This is a genomic window from Microbacterium sp. bgisy189 (assembly GCF_965345345.1).
GTDB lineage: Bacteria > Actinomycetota > Actinomycetes > Actinomycetales > Microbacteriaceae > Microbacterium.
This window is the reverse complement of the sequence record NZ_CBDRMZ010000002.1, coordinates 193,279-215,405: the sequence shown is the minus strand read 5'-3', so window position 1 is coordinate 215,405 and position 22,127 is coordinate 193,279. Positions and strand designations below refer to the sequence as shown.

The 22,127-nt window shown below is 68.7% G+C and carries 21 protein-coding genes and 1 tRNA gene; 11 read left to right on the top strand and 11 right to left on the bottom strand.

Annotation, left to right across the window (positions count from 1 at the left end; all coding sequences use genetic code 11):
• Positions 1–145: 145 nt before the first annotated feature.
• Complete coding sequence (locus ACSF8R_RS04005; protein WP_434810574.1) at positions 146–3,268, top strand: S8 family serine peptidase; 3,123 nt, start codon at positions 146–148, stop codon at positions 3,266–3,268.
• Between the two features lie 176 nt (positions 3,269–3,444).
• On the opposite strand, the gene ACSF8R_RS04000 is transcribed toward ACSF8R_RS04005, so the two are convergent.
• Positions 3,445–3,876 (bottom strand): hypothetical protein, encoded by a 432-nt coding sequence (locus tag ACSF8R_RS04000; protein ID WP_434810573.1) that lies wholly within the window; start codon positions 3,874–3,876, stop codon positions 3,445–3,447.
• Between the two features lie 184 nt (positions 3,877–4,060).
• On the opposite strand from ACSF8R_RS04000, the gene ACSF8R_RS03995 reads away from it, so the two are divergent.
• Positions 4,061–5,152 (top strand): DNA polymerase IV, encoded by a 1,092-nt coding sequence (locus ACSF8R_RS03995; RefSeq protein WP_434810572.1) that lies wholly within the window; start codon positions 4,061–4,063, stop codon positions 5,150–5,152.
• A gap of 25 nt (positions 5,153–5,177) precedes the next feature.
• On the opposite strand, the gene ACSF8R_RS03990 is transcribed toward ACSF8R_RS03995, so the two are convergent.
• The 4 genes from ACSF8R_RS03990 to ACSF8R_RS03975 form a co-directional block, all read right to left on the bottom strand.
• The gene (locus ACSF8R_RS03990) at positions 5,178–5,405 is read right to left on the bottom strand and encodes an RNA-binding S4 domain-containing protein (RefSeq protein WP_434810571.1); all 228 of its coding nucleotides are present in this window, start codon (positions 5,403–5,405) and stop codon (positions 5,178–5,180) included.
• Positions 5,406–5,442: 37 nt separating this feature from the next.
• Positions 5,443–5,979: a hypothetical protein gene (locus tag ACSF8R_RS03985; protein ID WP_434810570.1), complete on the bottom strand. Its 537-nt coding sequence runs from the start codon at positions 5,977–5,979 to the stop codon at positions 5,443–5,445.
• A gap of 62 nt (positions 5,980–6,041) precedes the next feature.
• Positions 6,042–6,114: transfer RNA gene (locus tag ACSF8R_RS03980), tRNA-Met, on the bottom strand.
• Positions 6,115–6,196: 82 nt separating this feature from the next.
• A complete protein-coding gene (locus ACSF8R_RS03975) occupies positions 6,197–7,186 on the bottom strand; it encodes a helix-turn-helix transcriptional regulator (RefSeq protein WP_434810569.1) in 990 nt (329 codons plus the stop codon).
• Positions 7,187–7,248: 62 nt separating this feature from the next.
• Here ACSF8R_RS03975 and ACSF8R_RS03970 point away from each other — a divergent pair, with 62 nt between their 5' ends.
• From ACSF8R_RS03970 to ACSF8R_RS03960, 3 genes are read left to right on the top strand one after another with little or no spacing between them, the layout of a single operon-like run.
• Positions 7,249–8,277, top strand: a complete 1,029-nt coding sequence (locus ACSF8R_RS03970) for an ATP-binding cassette domain-containing protein (RefSeq protein ID WP_434810568.1) — start codon at positions 7,249–7,251, stop codon at positions 8,275–8,277.
• Positions 8,274–9,047: an ABC transporter permease gene (locus ACSF8R_RS03965; RefSeq protein ID WP_434810567.1), complete on the top strand. Its 774-nt coding sequence runs from the start codon at positions 8,274–8,276 to the stop codon at positions 9,045–9,047. The genes ACSF8R_RS03970 and ACSF8R_RS03965 overlap by 4 nt, the downstream gene beginning before the upstream one ends.
• A gap of 35 nt (positions 9,048–9,082) precedes the next feature.
• The gene (locus tag ACSF8R_RS03960) at positions 9,083–9,592 is read left to right on the top strand and encodes a DUF1990 family protein (protein WP_434810566.1); all 510 of its coding nucleotides are present in this window, start codon (positions 9,083–9,085) and stop codon (positions 9,590–9,592) included.
• Positions 9,593–9,714: 122 nt separating this feature from the next.
• On the opposite strand, the gene ACSF8R_RS03955 is transcribed toward ACSF8R_RS03960, so the two are convergent.
• Positions 9,715–10,926: an amidohydrolase family protein gene (locus tag ACSF8R_RS03955; protein WP_434810565.1), complete on the bottom strand. Its 1,212-nt coding sequence runs from the start codon at positions 10,924–10,926 to the stop codon at positions 9,715–9,717.
• Between the two features lie 190 nt (positions 10,927–11,116).
• On the opposite strand from ACSF8R_RS03955, the gene ACSF8R_RS03950 reads away from it, so the two are divergent.
• Positions 11,117–13,567: an ATP-dependent helicase gene (locus ACSF8R_RS03950; RefSeq protein WP_434810564.1), complete on the top strand. Its 2,451-nt coding sequence runs from the start codon at positions 11,117–11,119 to the stop codon at positions 13,565–13,567.
• A gap of 17 nt (positions 13,568–13,584) precedes the next feature.
• Here ACSF8R_RS03950 and ACSF8R_RS03945 read toward each other — a convergent pair whose 3' ends face one another.
• Positions 13,585–13,929, bottom strand: a complete 345-nt coding sequence (locus ACSF8R_RS03945) for a hypothetical protein (RefSeq protein WP_434810563.1) — start codon at positions 13,927–13,929, stop codon at positions 13,585–13,587.
• A gap of 129 nt (positions 13,930–14,058) precedes the next feature.
• Here ACSF8R_RS03945 and ACSF8R_RS03940 point away from each other — a divergent pair, with 129 nt between their 5' ends.
• Positions 14,059–15,714: a sunset domain-containing protein gene (locus ACSF8R_RS03940; protein WP_434810562.1), complete on the top strand. Its 1,656-nt coding sequence runs from the start codon at positions 14,059–14,061 to the stop codon at positions 15,712–15,714.
• Positions 15,715–15,768: 54 nt separating this feature from the next.
• Here ACSF8R_RS03940 and ACSF8R_RS03935 read toward each other — a convergent pair whose 3' ends face one another.
• Entirely contained in the window at positions 15,769–16,035 is a 267-nt protein-coding gene (locus ACSF8R_RS03935) for a GlsB/YeaQ/YmgE family stress response membrane protein (protein ID WP_434810561.1), read from the bottom strand.
• 121 nt (positions 16,036–16,156) lie between these two features.
• On the opposite strand from ACSF8R_RS03935, the gene ACSF8R_RS03930 reads away from it, so the two are divergent.
• Positions 16,157–17,146 carry an SseB family protein gene (locus tag ACSF8R_RS03930; protein WP_434810560.1) on the top strand — a complete coding sequence of 330 codons (990 nt, stop codon included), beginning with the start codon at positions 16,157–16,159 and terminating at the stop codon, positions 17,144–17,146.
• Between the two features lie 18 nt (positions 17,147–17,164).
• On the opposite strand, the gene ACSF8R_RS03925 is transcribed toward ACSF8R_RS03930, so the two are convergent.
• A complete protein-coding gene (locus ACSF8R_RS03925) occupies positions 17,165–18,340 on the bottom strand; it encodes an AI-2E family transporter (protein WP_434810559.1) in 1,176 nt (391 codons plus the stop codon).
• A gap of 292 nt (positions 18,341–18,632) precedes the next feature.
• Here ACSF8R_RS03925 and ACSF8R_RS03920 point away from each other — a divergent pair, with 292 nt between their 5' ends.
• From ACSF8R_RS03920 to ACSF8R_RS03910, 3 genes are all read left to right on the top strand, one after another.
• Positions 18,633–19,022 carry a hypothetical protein gene (locus ACSF8R_RS03920; RefSeq protein ID WP_434810558.1) on the top strand — a complete coding sequence of 130 codons (390 nt, stop codon included), beginning with the start codon at positions 18,633–18,635 and terminating at the stop codon, positions 19,020–19,022.
• 25 nt (positions 19,023–19,047) lie between these two features.
• Complete coding sequence (locus ACSF8R_RS03915) at positions 19,048–19,329, top strand: substrate-binding domain-containing protein (protein WP_434810557.1); 282 nt, start codon at positions 19,048–19,050, stop codon at positions 19,327–19,329.
• A gap of 218 nt (positions 19,330–19,547) precedes the next feature.
• Positions 19,548–20,120 (top strand): hypothetical protein, encoded by a 573-nt coding sequence (locus tag ACSF8R_RS03910; RefSeq protein WP_434810556.1) that lies wholly within the window; start codon positions 19,548–19,550, stop codon positions 20,118–20,120.
• Positions 20,121–20,128: 8 nt separating this feature from the next.
• Here ACSF8R_RS03910 and ACSF8R_RS03905 read toward each other — a convergent pair whose 3' ends face one another.
• Positions 20,129–21,352 carry an acyl-CoA dehydrogenase family protein gene (locus tag ACSF8R_RS03905; RefSeq protein WP_434810555.1) on the bottom strand — a complete coding sequence of 408 codons (1,224 nt, stop codon included), beginning with the start codon at positions 21,350–21,352 and terminating at the stop codon, positions 20,129–20,131.
• A 70-nt stretch (positions 21,353–21,422) separates the two neighbouring features.
• Positions 21,423–22,091 (bottom strand): TetR/AcrR family transcriptional regulator, encoded by a 669-nt coding sequence (locus tag ACSF8R_RS03900; protein ID WP_434810554.1) that lies wholly within the window; start codon positions 22,089–22,091, stop codon positions 21,423–21,425.
• Positions 22,092–22,127 lie beyond the last annotated feature (36 nt).

Below are 22,127 nucleotides of genomic sequence, written 5' to 3'. Positions count from 1 at the left end.
GGCAGAACCTGGGAGAGTGCTGAATGAGGATGTTCTCATCCCAGTGAATGCCTCTTCACAGACTCTCAGCGGATGCATAGCCTCCCAAGAAGGGGTCGCTGATCCGGCTGGCCCCGTGCCCAGCACCGGAAAGGTGGTTTCTGTCGTGCAACGACGAATCCTGGCAGCGGTCGGCGTCATCGCGCTCTCGCTCCCCGCATCCGCGGCATACGCCGCGACCGAATCGGACGACGTGTCGTCGCGGTTCGCAACCTCGGAGTCGAGCGGCGCGCTCGACTCTTCGTTCACACCATCGGCGGTGGGCGCTGACGGCAAGGTCACCGTCATCGTCGAGATGGAGGGCGACCCCGTCGCCGTCGTCGAGGCCGAGAAGGGCCGCGACCTCACCAAGAGCGAGCAATCGACTGTTCGAGGCGACCTGAAGAAGGCGCAAGAGGCGGTCGCCGACGCCATCGAAGACACCGGTGGTGAGGTGCAGGCGCAGATGCAGTCCGCCTACAACGGCATCCAGGCGACGGTCCCCGCCGCCGAACTCGACACCGTGGCAGACCAGCCCGGCGTCGTCGCGATCCACCCCGTCCGCACCTACAGCCGCGACAACGCCGTCTCGGTGCCGTTCCTCGGTGCGCCGCAGGTGTGGGAAGACACCGGCTACACGGGTGAAGGCGTCAAGGTCGCCATCCTCGACACCGGCATCGACTACACCCACGCCACGTTCGGCGGCCCCGGCACCGTCGAGTCGTACGAAGCCGCGTTCGCCGCCTCGACCGAACCCGCTGACCCCGCCCTTTACGGCCCGGGTGCGCCGCGCATCAAGGGCGGCATCGACCTCGTCGGCGACGACTACAACGCCGACCCCGGCAGCGACACCTATCAGCCGGTGCCGCACCCCGACGAAAACCCGCTGGACTGCCAGGGACACGGCTCGCACGTGGCGGGCACGGCCGGCGGTGGCGGCGTGCTCGCCGACGGTTCGGCGTTCGCCGGCCCGTACGACTCCACGACCGCCGACAACGACTTCATGGTGGGGCCGGGTGTCGCACCCGAGGCCGACCTCTACGCCGTCCGCGTCTTCGGCTGCGACGGTTCGACCGACGTCGTCGTCCCGGCCATCGACTGGGCCGTCGCCAACGGCATGGACGTCATCAATATGTCGCTCGGTTCGTCCTTCGGCCGCGGTGACGACCCGGATGCCGTCGCCGCCACCAACGCGGTCGGTGCAGGCGTCGTCGTCGTCGCCTCTGCAGGCAACTCGGGACACAACCCGTACCTGACCGGTTCGCCCGGCACGGGTGACGGCGTGATCGCCGTCTCGGCCGTCGACAGCACCGAGTCCTTCCCCGGTGCCGCGATCTCGATCGCCGGTCAGACCGTCGAGGCGATCAACGCGAACGGCGCCGACCTCGAGGGGCTCGGCGAGCTCACCGTGGTGCGCCTGGCCGATGACCCCGCCACCGCCGAGAACGAAGCCCTCGGCTGCTCGGTCGAGGCCTACACGAAGGCCGGCATCGTCCAAGGCGGCAACCAGATCGCCGTCTCTTCGCGAGGCACGTGTGCACGCGTCGCGCGCGGCGTCTTCGCCGAGCAGGCCGGTGCTGCCGCGTCGCTCATGGTGAACACGACAGACGATCTGCCGCCGTACGAGGGCGTCATCACCGAGAACCCCGACACGGGCGAGGAGTTCCTCGTCACGATCCCGTTCCTCGGTGTGCGCTCGTCCAGCGGGCCGCTGTTCACGACGGGAGAGACCGTCACCATCAGCGCGCAGGAGATCATGAACCCCGGCTTCCGCGGGTACGCCTCCTTCACCTCGTCGGGCCCCCGCAGCGGTGACAGCGCCATCAGCCCCGATGTGGCCGCCCCCGGCGTCTCCATCTCGTCGGCCGGCGTGGGCACGGGCAACGGTCCGTCGATCAGCTCGGGTACCTCGATGGCCGCGCCTCACGTCGCGGGCGTTGCCGCACTGTCTGTGCAGGCGCACCCGGACTGGTCGGCACCGCAGGTGTCGGCGGCGATCGTCTCGACTGCCGACCCGGGCAAGGTCGCAGGGCAGGACCTCGTCGTCGGCGGCGTCGGCCTCGTCGACACGGCGCAGGCCGTGAACACGCAGGTCACCGCGACCGGTGACGCGTTCCGCACCGAGAGTGGCTGGGCACGCGAAGCGGCGCTCAGCTTCGGCTTCCAGGAGTCGTGGCTCGGGTTCGGTGGCGTCAAGACCGTCACCGTCCGCAACGACGGCGACCGCTCGGTGACCTTCAAGGTGTCGACGACGCCGAACGAGCAGTCGGAGAAGGCGCGCGTGAGCGTGAGCCGCAAGTCGATCACGGTTCGCCCGGGATCGACGGCGAAGTTCATCGTCACGGTCGCCGCGGCCGCCAAGGACGTGCCGACCTCGATCGCCGGTGACGACCAGTTCTCGTTCTACGAGATCTCGGGTGACGTCGTGCTGACCTCGTCCGACACCGAACTGCGTGTGCCGTACCTGCTGGTGCCGCGCTCGAACAGCAAGGTGACCGCATCCGCGTCGGGTTCGAAGCTCGTCAAGGGCGGCACCGCCAAGGACGGGACGCAGTCCATCAAGCTGCGCAACCTCCTGGGTGCGCTCGACGCAGACGCCGACGTGTACACGTGGGGCCTGTCCGACAAGAAGGACGCACCGAAGTCGCTCGCCGACAACGGGTACGACGTCCGGGCCGCCGGTGTGCAGTCGTTCGCCGACGGTGAGGACCACCTGCTGGTCTTCGCCATCAACACGCACAAGCGCTGGTCGAACGCCGCCGGCAACGAGTACGACGTCATCCTCGACACGGATCGCGACGGAACCCCGGACTACGCGGTGTTCTCGTACGACTCGGGCGCGGTGCGCGCGGGCTCTGCGAACGGCCTGGCCGAGACCTTCGTCGTCGACCTCGCGACCGGCGGACTGTCGGCCAGCGGGTTCCTGACGCAGGCACCGACCGACAGCAGCACCCTGCTGATGCCGGTGTACGCCAGCGACCTGGGCGTCGACGGCACGTTCGACTACACGGTGCAGACCTTCGGCCTGTCCGGTGGCGAGGACGCGGTCGAGGCGTGGGCGTCGTACGACCCGGCGAACCCGGCCATCACCAACGGCCAGTACACGACGGTTCCGAAGCGCGGCAGCGCATCGGTCGACGTCGAGGTGAACGGTGCCGCGTACGCCGACCAGAAGCCGCTCGGCAGCATGGTCGTCGTGTACGACAACAAGTCGGGCAGCGATGAGGCGCTGCTCGTCAAGCTGAAGTAGTTCCTCCCCAGCTGAGGGGCGGCGCCGGAAGGCGTCGCCCCTCAGTCCGTTCCGGGGGCCGTTTGGGCGTCGCTTTCGGCGTCGCGGATTCGGAGATCGTCGCCGGATTCGGATGCGGCGACCCGCGGCATCCGAATCTGTTCACATTGTCCGAATCCGGTGCGCGTGGTGGAGCGTCACCGGCGGCAGAGCTTGGGCTCGTCGCCCGTGTCGAAACGGTAGTCGTAGGTGGTGCCGTCGGCGGTGACGACGACGCGCATGCCGTCGACGAGCACCTGCGCGTACGACTGGCCGGGCGAGCCGCAGCCCAGCGACGTGTCGTTGAACGTGACGGCCTCAGAGGTCACCACGGTCGGTGTCGCCGTCACGCCGCGGTTCGCGAGGTCGGCGATGATGGCATCCCACTTCGCGGTGGGAACCTCGGTGGGCACGCCGGTCGGGGCTCCCGGTGTCGCGATCGGTCCGGGCGTCGTCGTCTGGAACGGTGGGCGGGTGCTCGCGGTCGGTGACGGCGTGCGGTCGGCGCCCGGCTGGTTGGATGCCGTCGCACAGCCGGTCAGGATCGTGGCGGTTCCCGCCAGCACCACGGTCAACAGCAGGCGCTTCATCGTGTGCCCCCTTCGTCGGCCTCAGCCTATGCCCGGTCTCTGCGAATGCGGCGTGAGTGTCAGAGGGGTAGTGCGGGTACCGGTCACGAGCGGCCCTTGACTCGTGCTGGAATCGCGGACTCGCGTGTGGGCGGTGGATGCCGCGAGGGTAGGCGCCGCCGCTGACGCGCGGCACACTGGTGGCATGAGCGAGGCGGCGCAGGGCACCGGCATCCCGTGGGTGCTGCATGTCGACCTCGATCAGTTCATCGCGGCGGTCGAGGTGCTGCGGCGGCCCGAGCTGGCGGGGCTGCCCGTCATCGTCGGCGGGCGGGGCGACCCGACCGAGCGCGCTGTCGTGTCGACCGCGTCGTACGAGGCGCGGGCGTTCGGGGTCGGGTCAGGCATGCCGCTGCGGATCGCGGCGCGCAAGGTGCCGGATGCCGTCATCTTGCCGGTCGACGCACCCGCCTACACCGAGGCGTCGGAGGAGGTCATGGCGACCCTGCGCGCGCAGCCGGGCGCGGTCGTGCAGGTGCTCGGCTGGGACGAGGCGTTCGTCGGCGTGGCGACGGATGACCCGGATGCCGTGGCCCGCAGCATCCAGGCAGACGTGCTCGAACGCACCGGACTGCACTGCAGCGTCGGCATCGGCGACACGCTCGTGCGCGCCAAGAACGCGACCGACTTCGGTAAGCCGCAGGGCATGTTCCGCCTGACCGCAGACACCTGGCTCGAGGTGATGGGCGACAAGCCCACGCGAGCGCTGTGGGGCGTCGGGCCGAAGGTGTCGAAGCGGCTGGAAGGGCTCGGCATCCGCACCGTCGCCGAACTCGCAGTCGCTGACGAGGTGGTGTTGCAGGGGGAGTTCGGGCCGAAGATGGGGCCGTGGTACCGGCAGCTCGGGCGCGGCGACGGCAGCGCGACGGTCGACGACACCCCCTGGGTTGCGCGCGGGCACGGTCGCGAGACGACCTTCCAGCGGGACATCGTCGACCCGGCCGACATCGAGCGGGCCGCGCGCGAGCTCGCGGCGCAGGTGCTGGACGACGTTGCGAAGGAGGGGCGCCCCGTCGTCGGAGTGGGGCTGAAGATCCGCTACGCGCCGTTCATCACGAAGACGCTCGTGCACAAGATCGCGACGACCTCAGACCATGAGGTGGTGGTGGCCGAGATCCTGCGCCTGGTGGCGCGGATCGAACCGGGCCGTCCGCTGCGGCTGCTGGGCGTGCGCGCCGAGATGGCGATGCCGGACGACGCGCGCGACGGGCACACGCCTACCCGCAGCGGGTGGTGACGGCGGATGCCGCGGTCGGCGCGACTCAGGGGCTGACGCGCACCTGGTTGCCGTCGAAGCCGACGACATCCCCGTGCTGCAGCTGCCGGCCACGGCGGCGATCCACCTCACCGTTGACCGTGACGAGCCCGTCGATGATGACTTCCTTCACGTCGCCGCCGGAGTCGAGCAGGCCCGCGAACTTCAGGAACTGTCCGAGGCGGATCATGTCGCTCCCGATGGAGACGTCTTCGATCGGGTTGGGGGAGGGCATGAGGGAAGCGTAGTCCGTCGGCGTTACGCGAGACTCTTCACTCGTCGCAACTCTCGCCGCGCGCAGGGAAGTTCATGGACTGAGTGCCGCGCGCCACCTTCTCGTGCCCATCGACCTCGTAGACCAGCTCGATGGCGTCGAATCCGCCGGCGCGCTCGCTCGTGCGTTCAACGGCGAGGGCGACGAACCAGGTCTCGCCGCCGTCGTTCTCGATCACCGTGCCGGCGAGGGGAACCCGGGCATCCCACGCCTCGTCGCCCTCGCTCACGTTGATCGTCCCGACGCCGAGATGCGTGCCGTCGTCCCGTAGCACAGCTCGCGACGCGGCTTGCTCGACGACTCGTACGCCGTCAGCGCCGACCAGGCCGGCACGGACCAGGGTGGCACTCTCCACGCCGTCGCTGAAACTGATCGGCTCGCCCTGCGTGACCGGTTCCGTGAAGTCACCGACGCAGATCTCGACGGAGCCGTCGGTGGAGCCGAGGATGAGCGCGTCATCGGGTGGCCCGCATGCCGCGAGCATCCCGACGAAAGCCGTGAACGTGACAACCATCGCGACCCGCATGCGCACCATGACGCGAGACTAAGGGATCCCTGTGCGACCGTCCGTCACACACGCCTCGGATGCCTCTTCAGACGCGACGGCGGGAGTCGAACCCGCAACGCACCAGGGTATGAACCTGTGCCCGGGGCCGCCCGGATCGCCGCGATGACCCCACGCTAACCCGATGCCGCGACATCGGGGCTGTGTATGACCTGAGGTTCCTGAATGTGTCCCGCCGTGACGCCGGTCACGCCGCGCGGGGCGGCGGCGGGGGAGCGTCGAGCGCGTCGAGCATCCGGGCGATGCATTCGCGCAGTGCACCGCGGCCGGGCTCGGCGAGGTCGGTAGTGTAGCCGACGCCCTCGGGGATGTACGTCATGCCGTACATCGTTTCGCGCCAGTCCGCGCCGCCGACCGGCCAGCGGGTGTGCGCGGCATCCTCTTCGGTCGCGCCCTGACCCCACTGCCCGAACCACTCCCGCATCTGCTCGATCGGCAGGTCCATGACGATGTCGGCCTCGACCGGCTGCCGCGCCCACGACCTCGCGATGAGGATGAACTCTTCGACTTCTTCGGCGGTGAGTGGGCGTGGTTCGAACAGCACACGGGTGTGCTCGACGGCATCCAGTCGGTCGACGCGGAACGTGCGCCAGTCGCCTCGTTCGAGGTCCCAGCACAGCAGGTACCAGTGGCGGTCGGCGGGCGCGAGCGCGTGTGGCTCGACGCGACGGCGGGTGACCTCACCCGACGCGGCCGTGTAGGTGAAGCGCACCCGCTCGTGGTCGCGGCAGGCGAGGGCCAACTCGCCCAGCACCTCGCTCGACACCGGTGCACCCGACACGATGCCCGCCGGCTGCACGGCATCCGCCAGCGCCGACACGCGCCGACGCAGCGGACCGGGCAGCACCTGCTCGAGCTTCGCCAGCGCAGTGAGCGTTGTCTCGGCGCCCGCGACGAGGCGGTGGGATGCCGCGACCCGCAGCCCGATCGCGATCGCCACGGCCTCCTCATCGGTGAGCAGCAGCGGTGGGATCGCGCTGCCCGCCTCCAGTCGGTACCCGCCGAGCGCGCCCGGCACCGACTCGATGCGGTAGCCGAGCTCGCGCAGCCGCTCGATGTCGCGCCGCACGGTGCGCTCGGTGACGCCGAGGCGGTCGGCCAGCTCGGTGCCGGGCCAGTGCCGGTGCGTCTGCAAAAGGTTCAGCAGGGCGAGGGCTCGGGTGGTCGTATCGGACATGTCCCAAGATTCCCACGAATTGCGGACAGTATCTGTCCTGGTTGGCGAGAATCATGGCATCCATGACCGAACCGATCATCGAAGCGCAGGCACTGACCAAGCACTTCACCGTCAAAAAGCAGACCGTCGAGGCTGTCACCGACCTCACGTTCCGCGTCGAGCCGGGGGAGCTCGTCGCGTTCCTCGGGCCCAACGGCGCCGGCAAATCCACGAGCCTGCGCATGCTCACCACCCTCATCCCACCCACCAGCGGCACGGCGCAGGTCGTCGGCCACGACATCCTCCGCGACCCCGCCAGCGTGCGCGCCCGCATCGGCTACGTCGGGCAGCTCACCAGTGGCAGCTTCTCGCAGCGGGTGCGCGACGAGCTGATCAGCCAGGGCGCGTTCTACGGCATGGCGAAGGATGCCGCCCGCACCCGTGCCGACGAACTCATCGACTCGCTCGACCTCGCCTCGTTCGCAACGCGCAGCGTGCAGCAGCTCTCGGGCGGGCAGAAGCGCCGCCTCGACATCGCCCTCGGGCTCATGCACGCGCCGCCGCTGCTGTTCCTCGACGAGCCGTCGACGGGCCTCGACCCGCAGAGCCGCGCGAACCTGTGGGACCACATCCTGCAGCTGCGCACCGACCACGGCACGACGGTGTTCCTCACCACCCACTACCTCGAAGAGGCCGACCGCTACGCCGAGCGGGTCATGGTGATGGACAAGGGCCGCGTGATCGCCGACGACACCGCCACCCGCCTGAAGGCCGAGCTCGCCGGCGATGTGGTGACCCTCGGGTTCGCATCCGCAGACGACGCGGCGCGGGCAGTCGAGGTCGTGCAGGCGCTGACCGACCGCGAGGTGCGCCGCGAAGGGGCGGATGCCGTGGGCGTCACCGCCCCCGACGGCGACCGCCTGCTGCCGGACGCCGTGCTGGCGCTGTCGGCGGCCGGCATCCGGGTGCGGTCTGCATCGGGTGTGCCGCCCACCCTTGACGACGTGTTCCTGGCGCTCACCGGCCGCACGCTCCGCGAAGCGGGGCAGGAGCAGCCCGCATCCGAGGCCGAAACCGAATCCACCCCCGCAGCGATGGGAGCCCAGCGATGACCACCACGACCCCCGTGCGCCCGAACCTCGGACGCGATACCTGGAACGTGCTCACCCGCGAGCTGAAGCCGGTCGTGCGCGACCCCTTCACGCTCATCTTCAGCCTCGTGCAGCCGCTCGTGTTCCTCGGGCTGTTCGCGCCGCTGCTGGTCGGCCAGTCCGACGACCCGGCCGCGACCCTGCAGTGGTTCGTGCCCGGCGTGCTGGCGATGATCGTGCTGTTCGGCACCGGCGCGGTCGGCTCCAACCTGCAGTACGAGATGATGACCGGCTCGCACGAGCGCACCCTCGTCGCGCCGCTGTCGCGGGCGTCACTGCTGATCGGCCGGGCACTCAAGGAGATCGCGCCGATCGTCGTGCAGGCCCTCATTATCGTCGGAATCGCGCTGCCGTTCGGGTTCCGCGCCAACCCGGTCGGGCTCGTGCTGGGCCTCGCGCTGCTGGCCGTGTTCGGCATCGGCCTCGGGTCGCTGTCGTACGCGCTCGCGCTGCAGACGAAAGACCGGGAGTGGCTGTTCTGGGGCGTGCAGCAGACCCTCATCTTCCCGCTGATGATCCTCTCCGGCATGCTGCTGCCGCTATCCGAAGGCCCCGGCTGGATGCGAGTCGCCGCCACCGTCAACCCGCTCACCTGGGTCGTCGAGGCCGAACGGGCCCTGCTCGCCGGTGACCTCGGGGCGATCGAGGTGCTGTGGGGCTGGATCGCGGCCCTGGTGCTGGCCGCGATCGGGTTGTTCGTCGGCATCCGGGCCATGCGGCGCAGCAGCTGACGCCGAATGCTGCGCCGGGATGGCAGGATCGGGCCATGGTCCACGGTTCGGAGCGCTCGATGACGTGGGTCGGTGAGACGGAGTGGACCGAACGCCCGGGCGAATACCGGGCCTGGGAGCAGACCGTGCGGGTGGGTGCCGGTGACGCGTACTGGGTCGCGGCGCGGCTCGCCCTTCTGCGGTGGGGTGTGAAGACTCGCAGTGGCTTCACCGTGGAGCCCGACGCGCCCGTCGCTGTCGGGGTGCGGCCGGTGATCATCGCCCGGCCGCTCGGGCTCGCGATCCACGAACCCGTCGAGGTCGTCGAGGTCGTCGACACCGAGCGTCGCGTCGGATTCGCGTACCGCACCCTGCCCGGGCATCCGGTCTCGGGTGAGGAGGCCTTCATCCTCACCCGCGACGGCGATGGTGTGCACCTGACAATCCGCTCCCTCACCCGCCCCGGCGACCGGCTCGGCTGGCGGCTCGCATTCCCGGCGCTGCTCGTCGCGCAGCGTCTGACGCGCCGCCGATACCTGCGCGCGCTCCTGCCGGATCGGCTGTGATGCCCGGCGGGCGAGCCGAACGCCGTGCGTAACTCCTCAAGAATCGACTTGATCGGGTCGAATTCCGCCCCCTGAGGCCGCTCGTCGCCGAAAACTCAGGAGTTACGCGCGGCGCGGGAAGCTCACACCCCGACGAGCGCCAACCCGTCGGCGACGACGCGGCCGTCGTGGATGACGGTGCGGTCCGCGCCCCGGTCCATGACCGCGCTCACGGGGGTCTCGCCGTCGACGAGCAGCAGATCGGCGCGGTCGCCGACCGAAACGCCGGGGCGCTCGCCGACAGCAGCGACCCGAGGGGATGCCGGTGACATGATGCTCGCGCCGCCCATCGTGCCGACCGCGAGGGCAAGCTCGATGAGGTCGTCGCGGCGGTAGCCGTTGACGAACGCGAGCTGCCACGTGCGGTCGAGCATGTCGCAGTTGCCGTACGGGCTCCAGTAATCGCGCTGGCCGTCCTCGCCGAGCCCGACGCGCACGCCCGCCTCGATGAGCTGCACCAGGGAGAGGTGGTTGCTGGTCGACGGCGCGACGGTCGCCATCGAGATGTCGAGTTCGGCGAACGCGTCGATCAGCCGACGACTCGTCGCCTCGCCGACCGCGCCGAGGTCGTAGGCGTGCGACAGGTTGACCTTGCCCTGCATGCCGAGGGCGCGGGTGCGTTCGATCACCAGTTCGGTGCTGAACACGCCCAGCTCGCCCGGCTCATGCAGGTGGATGTCGACCTCCACCTGGTAGCGCTCGGCGAGGTCGAACACGATGTCGAGGTGCTTCGCGGGGTCGCGGTCGAGCATCGAAGGATCGATGCCGCCCATCACATCCGACCCCTGCTTCAGTGACTCCTCGAGCAGCTCGACCGTGCCCGCCTCGCGCAGAATGCCGGCCTGCGGAAACGTGATGATCTGCACCTCTGCCTGCCCCGCGAACCGCTCCTTCGCAGCCATGACCGAGTCGAACTTGTCGAGCTTGCAGTCCACGTCGACCTGCGCGAAGGAGCGCACTCGGGTCGTGCCGTGCGCGATCATCCGCTCCAGCGTCGTCGCGACGACCTCAGCGTGTGGGATGTCGGTGTTCCGCCAGTTCGCCCGGTCGTTGAGCATCATCCCCCACACGCCCGGCGCGCCGGTGTGCTCGCGGAACGGCAGCCCGATGCGCGACGAGTCCAGGTGCACGTGCACGTCGCTGAACGACGGCAGCAGCAGGCGTCCGCGGCCTTCGACATCGGCATCCGTCGGCGGGGATGCCGCATCGTGCGGTCGGATCGCGACGATGCGGTCGCCCTCGATCTCGACGTCAGCGGCGGCCGCGCCCCACGGGCGTGTATTGGCGATCAGCATGCATCCATTCTGTGCCCCGGTGGTACCTCGTCAGCGGCGCACTGCGGCCCGCCGCATCTCCGCAGATCTGCACCAAGTCCGCATCCAATCGCGTTCTGGATGCGGACTTCGCGACAGACTGCGGAGTCGGTGCACGGGTGAGGTGCTCACGGACGTGGCTGTCGGGGGCGGCGCCTAGAATCGATGGGTCATGAGCGACCCCATCAAGCCTGTCATCGTCGGTCGTTCCGGCGCGCCCGAATCCGGACCGCGCGCCGACGACGAGCTGTTGGCGGGGCTCAACCCGCAGCAGCGCGACGCGGTCACGTACCGCGGGCAGGCCCTGCTCATCGTCGCCGGCGCGGGGTCGGGCAAGACGAGCGTGCTCACCCGGCGCATCGCGTCGCTGCTGCGGAGCCGCGAAGCGTGGCCGAGCCAGATCCTCGCCATCACGTTCACGAACAAGGCCGCCGGTGAGATGCGCGAGCGCGTGCACCAGCTCATCGGTGACGCTGCGCAGGGCATGTGGATCTCTACCTTCCACTCGGCGTGCGTGCGCATTCTGCGGCGTGAGGCACAGCAGTTCGGGTTCACGAAGAGCTTCACGATCTATGACTCCGGCGACTCGCGCGCGCTCATCAAGCGGCTCGTCAAAGAGCACGAGGCCGACGCATTCGGGCTGACTCCGGCATCCGTGCAGGGTCGCATTTCGAAGCTGAAGAACGAACTGATGGATGCCGAGGGCTTCGCGCGGCAGGCCAACATGAGCGACCCCGCCGAGCGGCTGTTCGCCGAGATCTTCGGTGACTACCAACGCAACCTGCAGAAGGCGAACGCGTTCGACTTCGACGACCTCATCGCGCAGACGGTGTTCCTGTTCCGGGCGTTCCCGCATGTCGCCGACACGTACCGTCGCCGGTTCCGCCATGTGCTCGTCGACGAGTACCAGGACACCAACCACGCCCAGTACTCGCTCATCCACGAACTCACCCGGCCGGTCAGCGGCGACGGGGGCGATGCGTTCGAGTCGAACGGGATGATGATCTTCGACGCGCCGGCGGAGCAGCAGCCGGGCGCATCGCTCACGGTCGTCGGTGATTCCGACCAGTCGATCTACGCATTCCGCGGTGCCGACATCCGCAACATCACCGAATTCGAGCGCGATTTTCCCGGCGCGAAGGTGGTGCTGCTGGAGCAGAACTACCGTTCGACGCAGAACATCCTGTCGGCCGCGAACGCCGTCATCGGCAACAACTTCGACCGCAAGGACAAGAAGCTGTGGACCGACGTCGGCGCGGGCGATCCGATCGTCGGCTTCACCGGGTACTCGCAACACGATGAGGCCCAGTTCGTCGCCGACGAGGTGGAGGCGATCCGGCGCACGGGCGTGCCGTACTCCGAGATGGCTGTGTTCTACCGCACCAACTCGCAGTCCCGCGCGCTGGAGGAAATCTTCATCCGCTCGGCCGTCCCGTACAAGATCATGGGCGGCACGAAGTTCTACGAGCGTGCCGAGATCAAGGACGCCCTGGCCTACCTGATCGCCGTCGCGAACCCCGCCGATGAGATGGCGGTGCGTCGCATTCTGAACAAGCCGCGTCGCGGCATCGGTGACGTCACCGAGACGGCCATCGCCCGGTATGCCGCCGAAGAGGGCATCAGTTTCCGCGATGCCCTCGCCAACGCGTCGGCGCTGGGGGTCGGTCCGAAGATCCAGAAGGCGATCGCCGAATTGGATGCCGTGCTCGCTGAGGCATCCGAGATCCTGCTGCCGTCCTCGGGTGAGGTCGCCCCGCCCACGTCGGTGACCGAGGGACTCACGGTGCTGCTGAACAAGAGCGGCTACCTCGACGCGCTGCGACGCAGCAAAGACCCGCAAGACGAGGCGCGCGTGGAGAACGTCGACGAACTCGTCGCTGTCACCCGCGAGTTCGCGCGCAACAACCCGGACGGCACGATCCTCGACTTCCTCACCGAGGTCTCGCTCGTCTCCGATGCCGACGACCTCGACGACGCCGCCGGATCGGTCTCGCTCATGACGATGCACACCGCGAAGGGCCTCGAATACGACGCCGTGTTCGTCACCGGTGTCGAAGAAGACCTCATCCCGCACCGCATCTCGGCGGGGGAGCCGGGTGGTCCGCAGGAGGAGCGACGCCTGTTCTACGTCGCGCTCACCCGTGCCCGCAAGAAGCTGCACCTGTCCCTCGCGATGACCCGCGCGCAGTTCGGCGAGGTGTCGGTGGCGATGCCGAGCCGGTTCCTGCAGGAGATTCCGCAAGACCTGATCGACTGGCGGCAGTCGCCCGGCGACGTGAATTCCCGCGGCGGCATGCAGTCGCGGGCCCTGAACGCCCGTCGCCCGGGGGGCGGCTTCAGCGGGGGTGGCGGCAAGCGGTACGGCGACGATCTCGTGCCGCTGCCGCGCCGCGACAAGCCGGCGGGGTCGATCGAGAAGTTCGCCAATCGCATCCCTGCGAAGGTCCGTGACAACGGCGACATGGAACTCGCGCCCGGCGACCGCATCCGCCACGACGACTTCGGTGAAGGCCGGGTCGATGCCGTCACGGGTGAGGGCGCGAAGCGCGTCGCGCACGTGCGTTTCGACAAGGTCGGCGCCAAGAAGCTGCTCATCAAGATCGCGCCCATCACCAAGCTCTGAACCGCGAGCAGATTGTTCTAGGTTCGCGAGCCGAGAGGGCTGGGTACGACCGGGGCGGCGCGGTCGCCACGCTCCATGTCAGCAGGCCGAGCATCGTCGGCAGCGCCGGGGTCGGCAACACGCTCGAGGGACAAGCGGATCGTTGTCGTCGTGGCGGGCAGTCGCGCCGATGAAGACGTCATCCGTGCGGCCACTTCGGCGACACCCAAGGTGGCGACGAAGGGGACGGTCACCGTCTCCGGCACACCGCGAGTGGGGAACACGTTGACGGCGCGCCCGAGCGGATGGGCGATCTCGGTGATCGTTCGTGCCAAGAAGCCGGAGTACGCGACGGTCTCGGCGCGCAGTGCCGGCTTCACCATCCGCTGACGCACCTCGTCGCCTTCTTACGTGATCGCCTCTCGCCGAAAGCGTGAGAATGCTTTAATGTGAGTTCATCGTGCGGGCGCGTGCCAGAGGGGGATGCCGCCGCCGTGCCCCCGAGGAGAATCATGCTCGCTGTCCGCGCAGGGTCGATCACCCTGTCAACTCTCGTTGCCGCGACACTGGTCGTCACCGGCGCACCGATCGCGGCCTCGGCGGCCGAGACCACCGGGAGCATCACCGGAACCGCCAGTGGTGGATACGTGCCGGATGGCGCCGCTATCGCGACTGCCTACCAACTTGTCGGTGAGGAATGGCTTCGCCAGGGTGAAGCCGTCGTGGCGGCGAACGGCGCGTACAAGATCGACGGCCTCGAGCTCGGCTCCTATCGTGTCGCGGTCACCGACCTTCCGGAATTCAACGGCACCGACGGTGACATCGAATACTTCGGTTGGCGTGAGTGGTGGGACGACGCAATGACGATCGATGCCGCCGACAGCGTCGAGCTCTCCAGCGTCGACCCGAACGCCGTCGGCATCGACATCGACCTCGACACCGTCGAGGGGGAGTACTCATGGCCGACGATCGATGGCACGCCCAAGGTCGGCGGTGTGCTCACGGCGACCCCCGGCGCCTGGCCGATCGGCACGCCAATCGAGTACGCCTGGTTCGCCGACAGCACCTACCTTGCCGACGCGACGGGCGCCACCCTCGAGGTGAGCGGCGACCTGGTCGGATCGCGTATCAGCGTCATCGTGTCGGGCGAGAAGACGCCCGGTGTCTGGGAGGCCAAGGACTCCGCCGCGACCGATGCCGTCGCGCGGGGAACGCTCACCGGCGCGACGCCGAAGATCAAGGGCGTTCTCGCGGCGGGATCCACGATCAAAGTGTCGAAGGGCACGTGGACGGCGGGTACGAGCTTCCGCTATCAGTGGTACGCGGACGGTAAGAAGATCTCCGGCGCGACGTCGAGCAGCTTCAAGCTTCCCTCGACGCTCGTCGGCACGAAGATCACGGTGAACGTGGCCGGATCGAAGACCGGCTACGCGAGCCTCGTGAAGAAGTCGGCGGTGACTTCTCGGGTCGCGAAGGCGCCGACGCCGACGATCTCTGGGAGCGCCAAGATCGGGTCGAAGCTCTCTGCTCGCGCCGGCACATGGACCACCGGGACGCGACTCGGCTACCAGTGGTATGCCAATGGCGTCGCGATCTCTGGCGCGACCAAGTCCACGTTCACGGTGACCCGCGCCGAGCGCGGCAAGGCCATCACCGTGCGCGTTCGCGGCGCGAAGTCCGGATACGCGACGGTCGCGAAGATGTCCGAGGCGACGCGCAAGGTGCCGGTGACGTCGGCCCCGAAGATCTCTGGATCGGCCACCGTGGGCCAGCGACTCACCGTCAAGCCGGGCACCTGGAGCACCAAGACCGCGTTCACCTATCAGTGGTACGTGGGTGGGAAGGCGATCAAGAACGCGACCGGCGCCACCTTCAAGCTGAAGAGCACGTATGCGGGCAAGACGATCACCGTCAAGGTCACGGGCCGCAAGAGCGGTTACACGACCGTGTCGCGAACGTCGAGTGCAACTCGGTCGGTGAGGTACCCGTCTCGCACGGGGCCGACCTCGCTCGGCAGTTGCCCGTCGTGGGCCCCCATCAAGGGGAACGCGGACTCAGGCATATATCATCTGCCGAGCGGGCGCTACTACGACGCGACGAATCCCGAGGAGTGCTTCCGCACAGAGACCGCCGCACGCGCGGCAGGCTATCGGGCTTCGAAGGTCTGACGCACGAACGACGATGCCCGCCCCATTCCGGGGCGGGCATCGTCGTGGCAGCGGTCAGCGGGTCTTCTTGCGACCCGTCAGCAGCCCGTAGATCAGCAGCACGATCAGTGAGCCGCCGATGGCGAGCGCCCACGTTTGCAGCGAGAAGAACTCCTCGAGCGGGGCGTTGAACAGGATGCTGCCGAGCCAACCGCCCAGCAGCGCGCCCACCACGCCCAGCAGCAGGGTGACGAACCAGCCGCCCCCTTGCTTTCCGGGGAGGATGAGCTTTGCGATCGCTCCGGCCAGCAGACCGAGGAGCAGGAATCCGAAGAATCCCATGGTCGTTCCCTTCTGTCGTCTTCGACACGGCGGTCGCCGGTGCCTGCATCCTGCACCCGCACGACCGTTTCGCGTCGGAGGCGCGACGGTGAAGCATCCACCCGCTGGGTAGGCTCGACCCATGGCCCTGTTCAAGCGCGGCAAGCGCGAGACCCCGACCGACGCGCCCGCAGACGAGCAGCAGGTCGCCGCATCCGACGCGTCCGAGGCAGCGGCTGACGAGGTCGTCGTGTCCGAGCCGGTGCCCGAGGTCGGCATCTCGTTCTCGACGTTCGGCAAGGCAGCGGCCCCGCCGTCGCTCAGCCGTCCCGCCCCGCAGGCACCCGCCTCGCGCCCGACCGCGGGCCTTCCCGACAACGGTCTGCTGCGCGCCGCGCTCGCCGGTCTTCCCGAGAAGCCGCAGAACACCGATGTCATGAACATCATGCGTCAGGCTCTGCAAGGCCAGCTCTACCTGCGCGTGCGCGGCAACGCGAAGCAGCTCATCGCCGACGGACAAGAGCTCACCCTCGCGGTGACGGCCATCGAAGACAAGCGCTTCTTGCTCGCGTTCAGCGGCGGCGCGGCGCTGCAAGACAGCATCCGTGCAGACGGCGACACGTCGACCAGTGCCGTCGGTCAGCCCGCCATGAACGTGTTCCGCAACGTGCTCGCCGGTCCCTACGCCGGCATGATCATCGATCCGGCGTCGCCGCAGGCACGCATCGTGCTGCCCGCGCCGCTCATCGAGAAGTCGGTTGAAGAAGCAGACCCGGCGTTCACGATCAAGACCCTGCTCGCGACCCCGCGCACCGACGCGACGACCGAGAAGGTCGCCGAAGCGCTCGCGACGGTCAAGCTGTGGGTGGCCGCCGGCCCCGCCGACGACGAAGGACGCTTCGGGCTCGCCGAGTCGCGCTCACCCTCGGGGGAGCGGCGGCTCGAAGTGTTCTCGCATCCGCTCGAGGTGATCGCGCTCGGGCGCGGCGACCGTCCTGTCCCACTGACCGGTGCCCAGCTGGCGTCGGCCCTGCGCGGTGACGACGGCATCAACGGTGTCGTCGTCGACCCCGCCGGCCCGTGGATCGCGCTCGATCGCGAACAGCTCGGCCCTGTGCTCTCCCTCGCCTGACAGGCGGGGATGCCGAGATCAGCCCTCCGCGGCGATCTCGGTCGCGCGATTCTTCGGCCGCGCCCAGCGCGCGGGGGTGCGCGGCCCGTCCCACACCTTGATGACACCCCACGCGACGGCGGTGATCGGCACCGAGATGATCGCGCCGACGATGCCGCCGAGCACGGTGCCCACCGTCAACGCGATGAGGATGACGAACGCGTGCAGCTTCATCGACTGCCCCATGAGGAACGGCTGCAGCAGGTTCCCCTCGAGCTGCTGCACGAGGACGATCACCCCGACCACGATGAGCGCGACGACCCAGCCGTTCGTCACCAGTGCGACGAGGGCCGCCAGGGCACCGGCGACGGTGGCGCCGACGATGGGCACGAACGCGCCGACGAAGACGAGCACCGCGAGCGGTACGGCCAGCGGCACCTGGAGGATGAGCAGGCCGATCAGGATGCCGATGGCATCCACCGCGGCAATCGATGCGGTGCCGCGCACGTAGTTGCCGAACGTGGTCACCACGGTGTCACCGACGCGCGCCGCGCGGCGGTAGGCGGCACCCTCGAAGGGGCGCAGCAGGAACTCCCACATGCGCGGGCCGTCCTTCAGGAAGAAGAACAGGGTGACGATCATGAGGATGAGCCCCGTGAGGAACGTCGCGACCGCGCTGACCCCCGCCAGCGCGCCTGAGCCGAACTGTGCGCTCGTGACGAAGTCGGTCGCCGCCGCGATCCACTCGTCGATCTGCTCCTGATCGATCGAGACGGGCAGCGTCGCGATCCACGCCATCAGGCCGTTGAAGCCGTCCTGCGCCTTCGATGACAGGTCGTCCCACTGGTCGCGCACCTGCCACGTGATGAGCCAGCCGATGAGTCCCAGCACCGTGAGGGCGGCGAGCAGGCACACGAGCGTCGCGGGCAGTGGTGCGAATCCGTGGCGACGCAACCAGCCCATGAGCGGCGCGAATGCACACGCGATGATGAGGGCGAGGATCAGTGGAATCGTGACGACGGTCACCTCGCGCACACCGAGCACGACCACCGCGGCGACCGCGAGCACGATGATCAGCTGCAGCGACCTCGTGGCGAGCACGCCCATTCCGTCCGACCACAGACTCCACGGTTTGCCCGGGGCATGCACCGGCAGTGAGCCGGGCCCGGTCGTGTCGAGCTTGACGATCTTGGGGCGCGAGCCGAAGAGTCCCATGTGCTGACGGTACCCCGGCGGCCGTGTGGATCCGGTCAGCCCGTCGGCGAGGTGGTCGGTGGGAAGTGCACGCGGTGATGTGCGGTTCTGTGCGATTCGATTGTCGGCGCGCGATGCCACGGGCAGGGTCGGATGACCCCCACCCCGCATTCAAGGAGGAATCGCATGTCCAATCCGATGCGCGCGAAAGCGGCAGCGGTCGGTGTCGCGGCCCTGGTGATCGCCCCACTGGTGACCGCCTCGCCCGCCAGCGCCGCCGATCTCGCCGGTGCGCGGCACTACCTGAGCGACCTTGACCTGGACGTCGCCGGCCGACGCAACGGCCGGACCGGTCGAACTGCGTGCCACCGGCACTGCGCTGTTCGATGTCGAGGGGACCGGTTCGACAGCCGCCTCGGTCGTCGCGCTCTCGCAGCAGAAGTACTTCGTCGACTGCTCGGCGACAGGCGCCGGCGACGGCACTCAGGACGCTCCGTACACCTCGACCGCACAGGTCAATGAGCACGGCGCCTTCCTGCCCGGCGAGTCGATCCTCTTCCGTGCCGGCATCGAGTGCGTGGGTGCACTCATCCCTGACGGCAGCGGTGTGATCGGCCACCCGCCGGGGCTGGACGCGCGAGCTCCCCAATCCACCGTTCGGTACCGACGATTCGCGCCGTGCGCTGGAGGCGCTTCTCGATGACTGTCTTCGCGACGGAACGCGCGCCGTGCTCGTGCACACCGACGCGGATGCAGTGCTGCTCGTCGACCTCGCGCTCGATCGGGGGCTGAGGGTGCCGCAGGATCTAGCGATCGTCGCGTACGACGATGAGATCGCGTCGCTCGCTCGGATCCCGCTGACAGCGATCGCGCCGCCGAAGCTCGATCTCGGTGAGACTGCGGTGCGCATGGCGTTGGCTCGGCTGCGACGCGATCGCGAGGATCGGTCCGGGCTTGCGCGAGCGACGTTGCTAACGACGCTCGTCGATCGCGCCTCGTCGCACACCTGAGGTCGGCTCGATCGGGCGAGTCGGCGGCGCGCTCGAGGGCCGAAATAAGACACGACTCACGGCGCGCTCATGGGCGGCTCATTGGACTGGGATGAGGTGGTTGCAGCGCGGGGAGCGACTCGGCGCTACGACGAGAGGACACTCACATGAACAGGAACATCTCGGCACGCCTGGTGGCCATCGGAACCGCGGCTGGACTCCTTCTCGTGGCAACGCCTATGACCGCACACGCAGACGAGATCGTTCGCAACGGCTCCTACACCGTGCGGGCGGGCCAGACCATCGACGGTGACCTGCTCGTTCGCGGTGGCACCGTCACCATCTCCGGCACGGTCAAGGGCAACGTTCGGCAATCGGGGGCTGGGACCGTCCGAATCACTGGTTCGGGCCTGGTGGAGGGGAACGTTAAAGAGACAGGCAGCGGAACCGTGCTCGTCGAAGCCGGGGGCGAGATCAAGGGCAACCTGATCGAGCGTCACACCGGCGACGTGCGTGTGTACGGCACGATTGCGGGCAACATCGCCGAGCGCGAAAGCGGGGATCTCCGTGTCGGCGGGGTTGTCGAAGGAAACATCAGTGAGACCAGCAGCGGACGGGTTGTGCTCGGTGGTCGCGCTGTCGTGGACGGCAACGTGTACGAATCGGGCGACGACGGACTCATCCTCGGCAGTCGGACCCACGTCGACGGCGACGTCACAGAGACCGGCTCCGGTAACCTGCTTCGCTATCGCGGTTCGTCTGTCGAAGGAGACGTGAAGGAGCGAGACGCTGGACGGGTCATCGTGCGCTGACGCCCGGATCAGGCGAACGCGCTCATCCCGGTGATGTCGCGGCCGATGAGCAGCGCCTGCACGCTCTCGGTGCCCTCGTAGGTGTGGATCGCTTCGATGTCGGCCATGTGCTGCATGACGCCGTTCTCGAGCAGAATGCCGTTGCCGCCGAGCAGGTCGCGGGCCGAGGCAGCGATGCGACGGGCGGCACGGGTGTTGTGGAACTTCGCCAGCGATGCCTGAGTTGGCCGCAGTCCGCCGGATGCCTCGAGGTCGGCAAGGTGGCGGCAGTACAGCTGCATGGCGGTGAGTTCTTCGAGCATCTGGGCGAGGCGTTCCTGGATCATCTGGAACTTCGCAAGCGGCTTGCCGAACTGTATGCGCTGCTGGGAATACTGCAACGCGGCCTCGTAGCAGGCGGTCGCGTGTCCGAGTGCCGACCAGGCGACACCCGAGCGGGTCGAGTACAGCACGGTCGACGCGTCTTTGAAGGAGCGGGTGCCGGGGAGGACGGCATCAAGCGGTACGCGCACATCGTCGAGGGTGATGTGGGCCTGGTAGATGCCGCGAAGTGAGGCCTTGCCGGTGATGACGGTGCCGGTGTAGCCGGGTGTCGTCTGCTCGACGAGGAAGCACCGGACGGCGCCGTGGTGCGCATCGGACTCGTCGTCGACCCGTGCCCACACGAACGTGATGCCGCCCGAGGCGCCGTTGCCGATCCACTTCTTCGCGCCGCGGATGACCCAGGTGTCGCCGTCGCGTCGGGCGACGGTTTCGAGCGAGACCGAGTCCGAGCCGTGGTCGGGCTCGGTCAGCGCGAACGAGGCGAGCACCTCTGCGCGCGCGACGGGCCGCAGCCATCGCGCCTGCTGCTCGGACGACCCGAACAGCGCGAGGGTGCGCAGCGCGAGTCCGCCCTGCACGGCGATCACGGTGCCGAGCGATCCGTCGCCGCGCGAGACCTCCATGTTCACGAGGCCCGCCGCCAGCGGTGAGAAGTGCGTCAGGTCGGGGTGCTCGATGCCGTCGTTGAGCAGGTCGAGTTCACCCAGTCGGGTGGCGACCTCGAGCGGGTAGGTCGCGGTGTCCCATGCCTCGACCATGCGGTCGCCGATCTCGTCGACGTACGCCTTCGCGCGGTCCCACACGTCGCGATCGGCCGGGTCGATGTCGGCGAACACGGCGTAGTAGTCGGTGCCGAGACGGCCGGTGACGTCGTACGAGGGCACGGCCTCGCCGGGGAAGGTGCTCATGCCCGACAGGGTACTCCTGCGGCATCCAGTACCGCCAGTCGCGGGACGCAGTCCCACTGAGGCGGCGTTGTCAGGACAGCTGCGAGCCCAGGCGGCGCGCCACTTCGGCAGCCGGCATGCGCCGGGGGAAGACTGCGACCACGACGTCGTCATCGGCGGGCGGCGTGCCGTCGGGGTGCACGCCGACGCGATGCATGAGGGCGTCGTGTGCATCGCTGAGCACCGAAGACGGCACCTTCTTCGTGCCGCGCAGCAGCCGGCGCAGCACGTGGTTGTGCACCGCCGTGACGGATGCCGCGAACGACACCGCCTCGATCGGATCGAGCTCGGGCAGTTCGCGCCGCAGGTACTCGTCGAAGAGGCGCTCGTACTGGAACACCGTCACGATCTCGCGGTCGCGGAGCGCGGGCACCTGACGCACGACACCGTAGCGACGGCGGGCGAGTTCGGGGTCGGCCGCGAAGTGGCGGAACACCTGCAGCGATGCTTCGCACACGGCCGCCCACGGATTCTCGTGCGGCTGCGACAAGAACTCGCGCAGCTGTTCGAGCAGCACGGCATGGTCGGTGAAGACGACATCGTCTTTGCCGCCGAACTGTCGGAAGAAGGTGGAGCGCGAAACGCCTGCAGCCTGGGCGATCTGTTCGACGGAGGTGGCCTCGAACCCCTGCGTCGCGAACAGGTCGAGTGCCGCGGCGACGACCGTGTTGCGGGCGCGGGTCTCGGGGACGTCGTTCATGGTGGTGAAATCCTAGCCACCCGCACCGCACACGTG

What these genes read in the sequence shown, in the direction of transcription:
- ACSF8R_RS04000 (WP_434810573.1), bottom strand. Translation starts at nt 3,876, where the DNA reads ATGAAGCGCCTGCTGTTGACCGTGGTGCTGGCGGGAACCGCCACGATC.
- ACSF8R_RS03995 (WP_434810572.1), top strand. Translation starts at nt 4,061, where the DNA reads ATGAGCGAGGCGGCGCAGGGCACCGGCATCCCGTGGGTGCTGCATGTC.
- ACSF8R_RS03990 (WP_434810571.1), bottom strand. Translation starts at nt 5,405, where the DNA reads ATGCCCTCCCCCAACCCGATCGAAGACGTCTCCATCGGGAGCGACATG.
- ACSF8R_RS03985 (WP_434810570.1), bottom strand. Translation starts at nt 5,979, where the DNA reads ATGGTGCGCATGCGGGTCGCGATGGTTGTCACGTTCACGGCTTTCGTC.
- ACSF8R_RS03975 (WP_434810569.1), bottom strand. Translation starts at nt 7,186, where the DNA reads ATGTCCGATACGACCACCCGAGCCCTCGCCCTGCTGAACCTTTTGCAG.
- ACSF8R_RS03970 (WP_434810568.1), top strand. Translation starts at nt 7,249, where the DNA reads ATGACCGAACCGATCATCGAAGCGCAGGCACTGACCAAGCACTTCACC.
- ACSF8R_RS03965 (WP_434810567.1), top strand. Translation starts at nt 8,274, where the DNA reads ATGACCACCACGACCCCCGTGCGCCCGAACCTCGGACGCGATACCTGG.
- ACSF8R_RS03960 (WP_434810566.1), top strand. Translation starts at nt 9,083, where the DNA reads ATGGTCCACGGTTCGGAGCGCTCGATGACGTGGGTCGGTGAGACGGAG.
- ACSF8R_RS03955 (WP_434810565.1), bottom strand. Translation starts at nt 10,926, where the DNA reads ATGCTGATCGCCAATACACGCCCGTGGGGCGCGGCCGCCGCTGACGTC.
- ACSF8R_RS03950 (WP_434810564.1), top strand. Translation starts at nt 11,117, where the DNA reads ATGAGCGACCCCATCAAGCCTGTCATCGTCGGTCGTTCCGGCGCGCCC.
- ACSF8R_RS03945 (WP_434810563.1), bottom strand. Translation starts at nt 13,929, where the DNA reads ATGGTGAAGCCGGCACTGCGCGCCGAGACCGTCGCGTACTCCGGCTTC.
- ACSF8R_RS03940 (WP_434810562.1), top strand. Translation starts at nt 14,059, where the DNA reads ATGCTCGCTGTCCGCGCAGGGTCGATCACCCTGTCAACTCTCGTTGCC.
- ACSF8R_RS03935 (WP_434810561.1), bottom strand. Translation starts at nt 16,035, where the DNA reads ATGGGATTCTTCGGATTCCTGCTCCTCGGTCTGCTGGCCGGAGCGATC.
- ACSF8R_RS03930 (WP_434810560.1), top strand. Translation starts at nt 16,157, where the DNA reads ATGGCCCTGTTCAAGCGCGGCAAGCGCGAGACCCCGACCGACGCGCCC.
- ACSF8R_RS03925 (WP_434810559.1), bottom strand. Translation starts at nt 18,340, where the DNA reads ATGGGACTCTTCGGCTCGCGCCCCAAGATCGTCAAGCTCGACACGACC.
- ACSF8R_RS03910 (WP_434810556.1), top strand. Translation starts at nt 19,548, where the DNA reads ATGACCGCACACGCAGACGAGATCGTTCGCAACGGCTCCTACACCGTG.
- ACSF8R_RS03905 (WP_434810555.1), bottom strand. Translation starts at nt 21,352, where the DNA reads ATGAGCACCTTCCCCGGCGAGGCCGTGCCCTCGTACGACGTCACCGGC.
- ACSF8R_RS03900 (WP_434810554.1), bottom strand. Translation starts at nt 22,091, where the DNA reads ATGAACGACGTCCCCGAGACCCGCGCCCGCAACACGGTCGTCGCCGCG.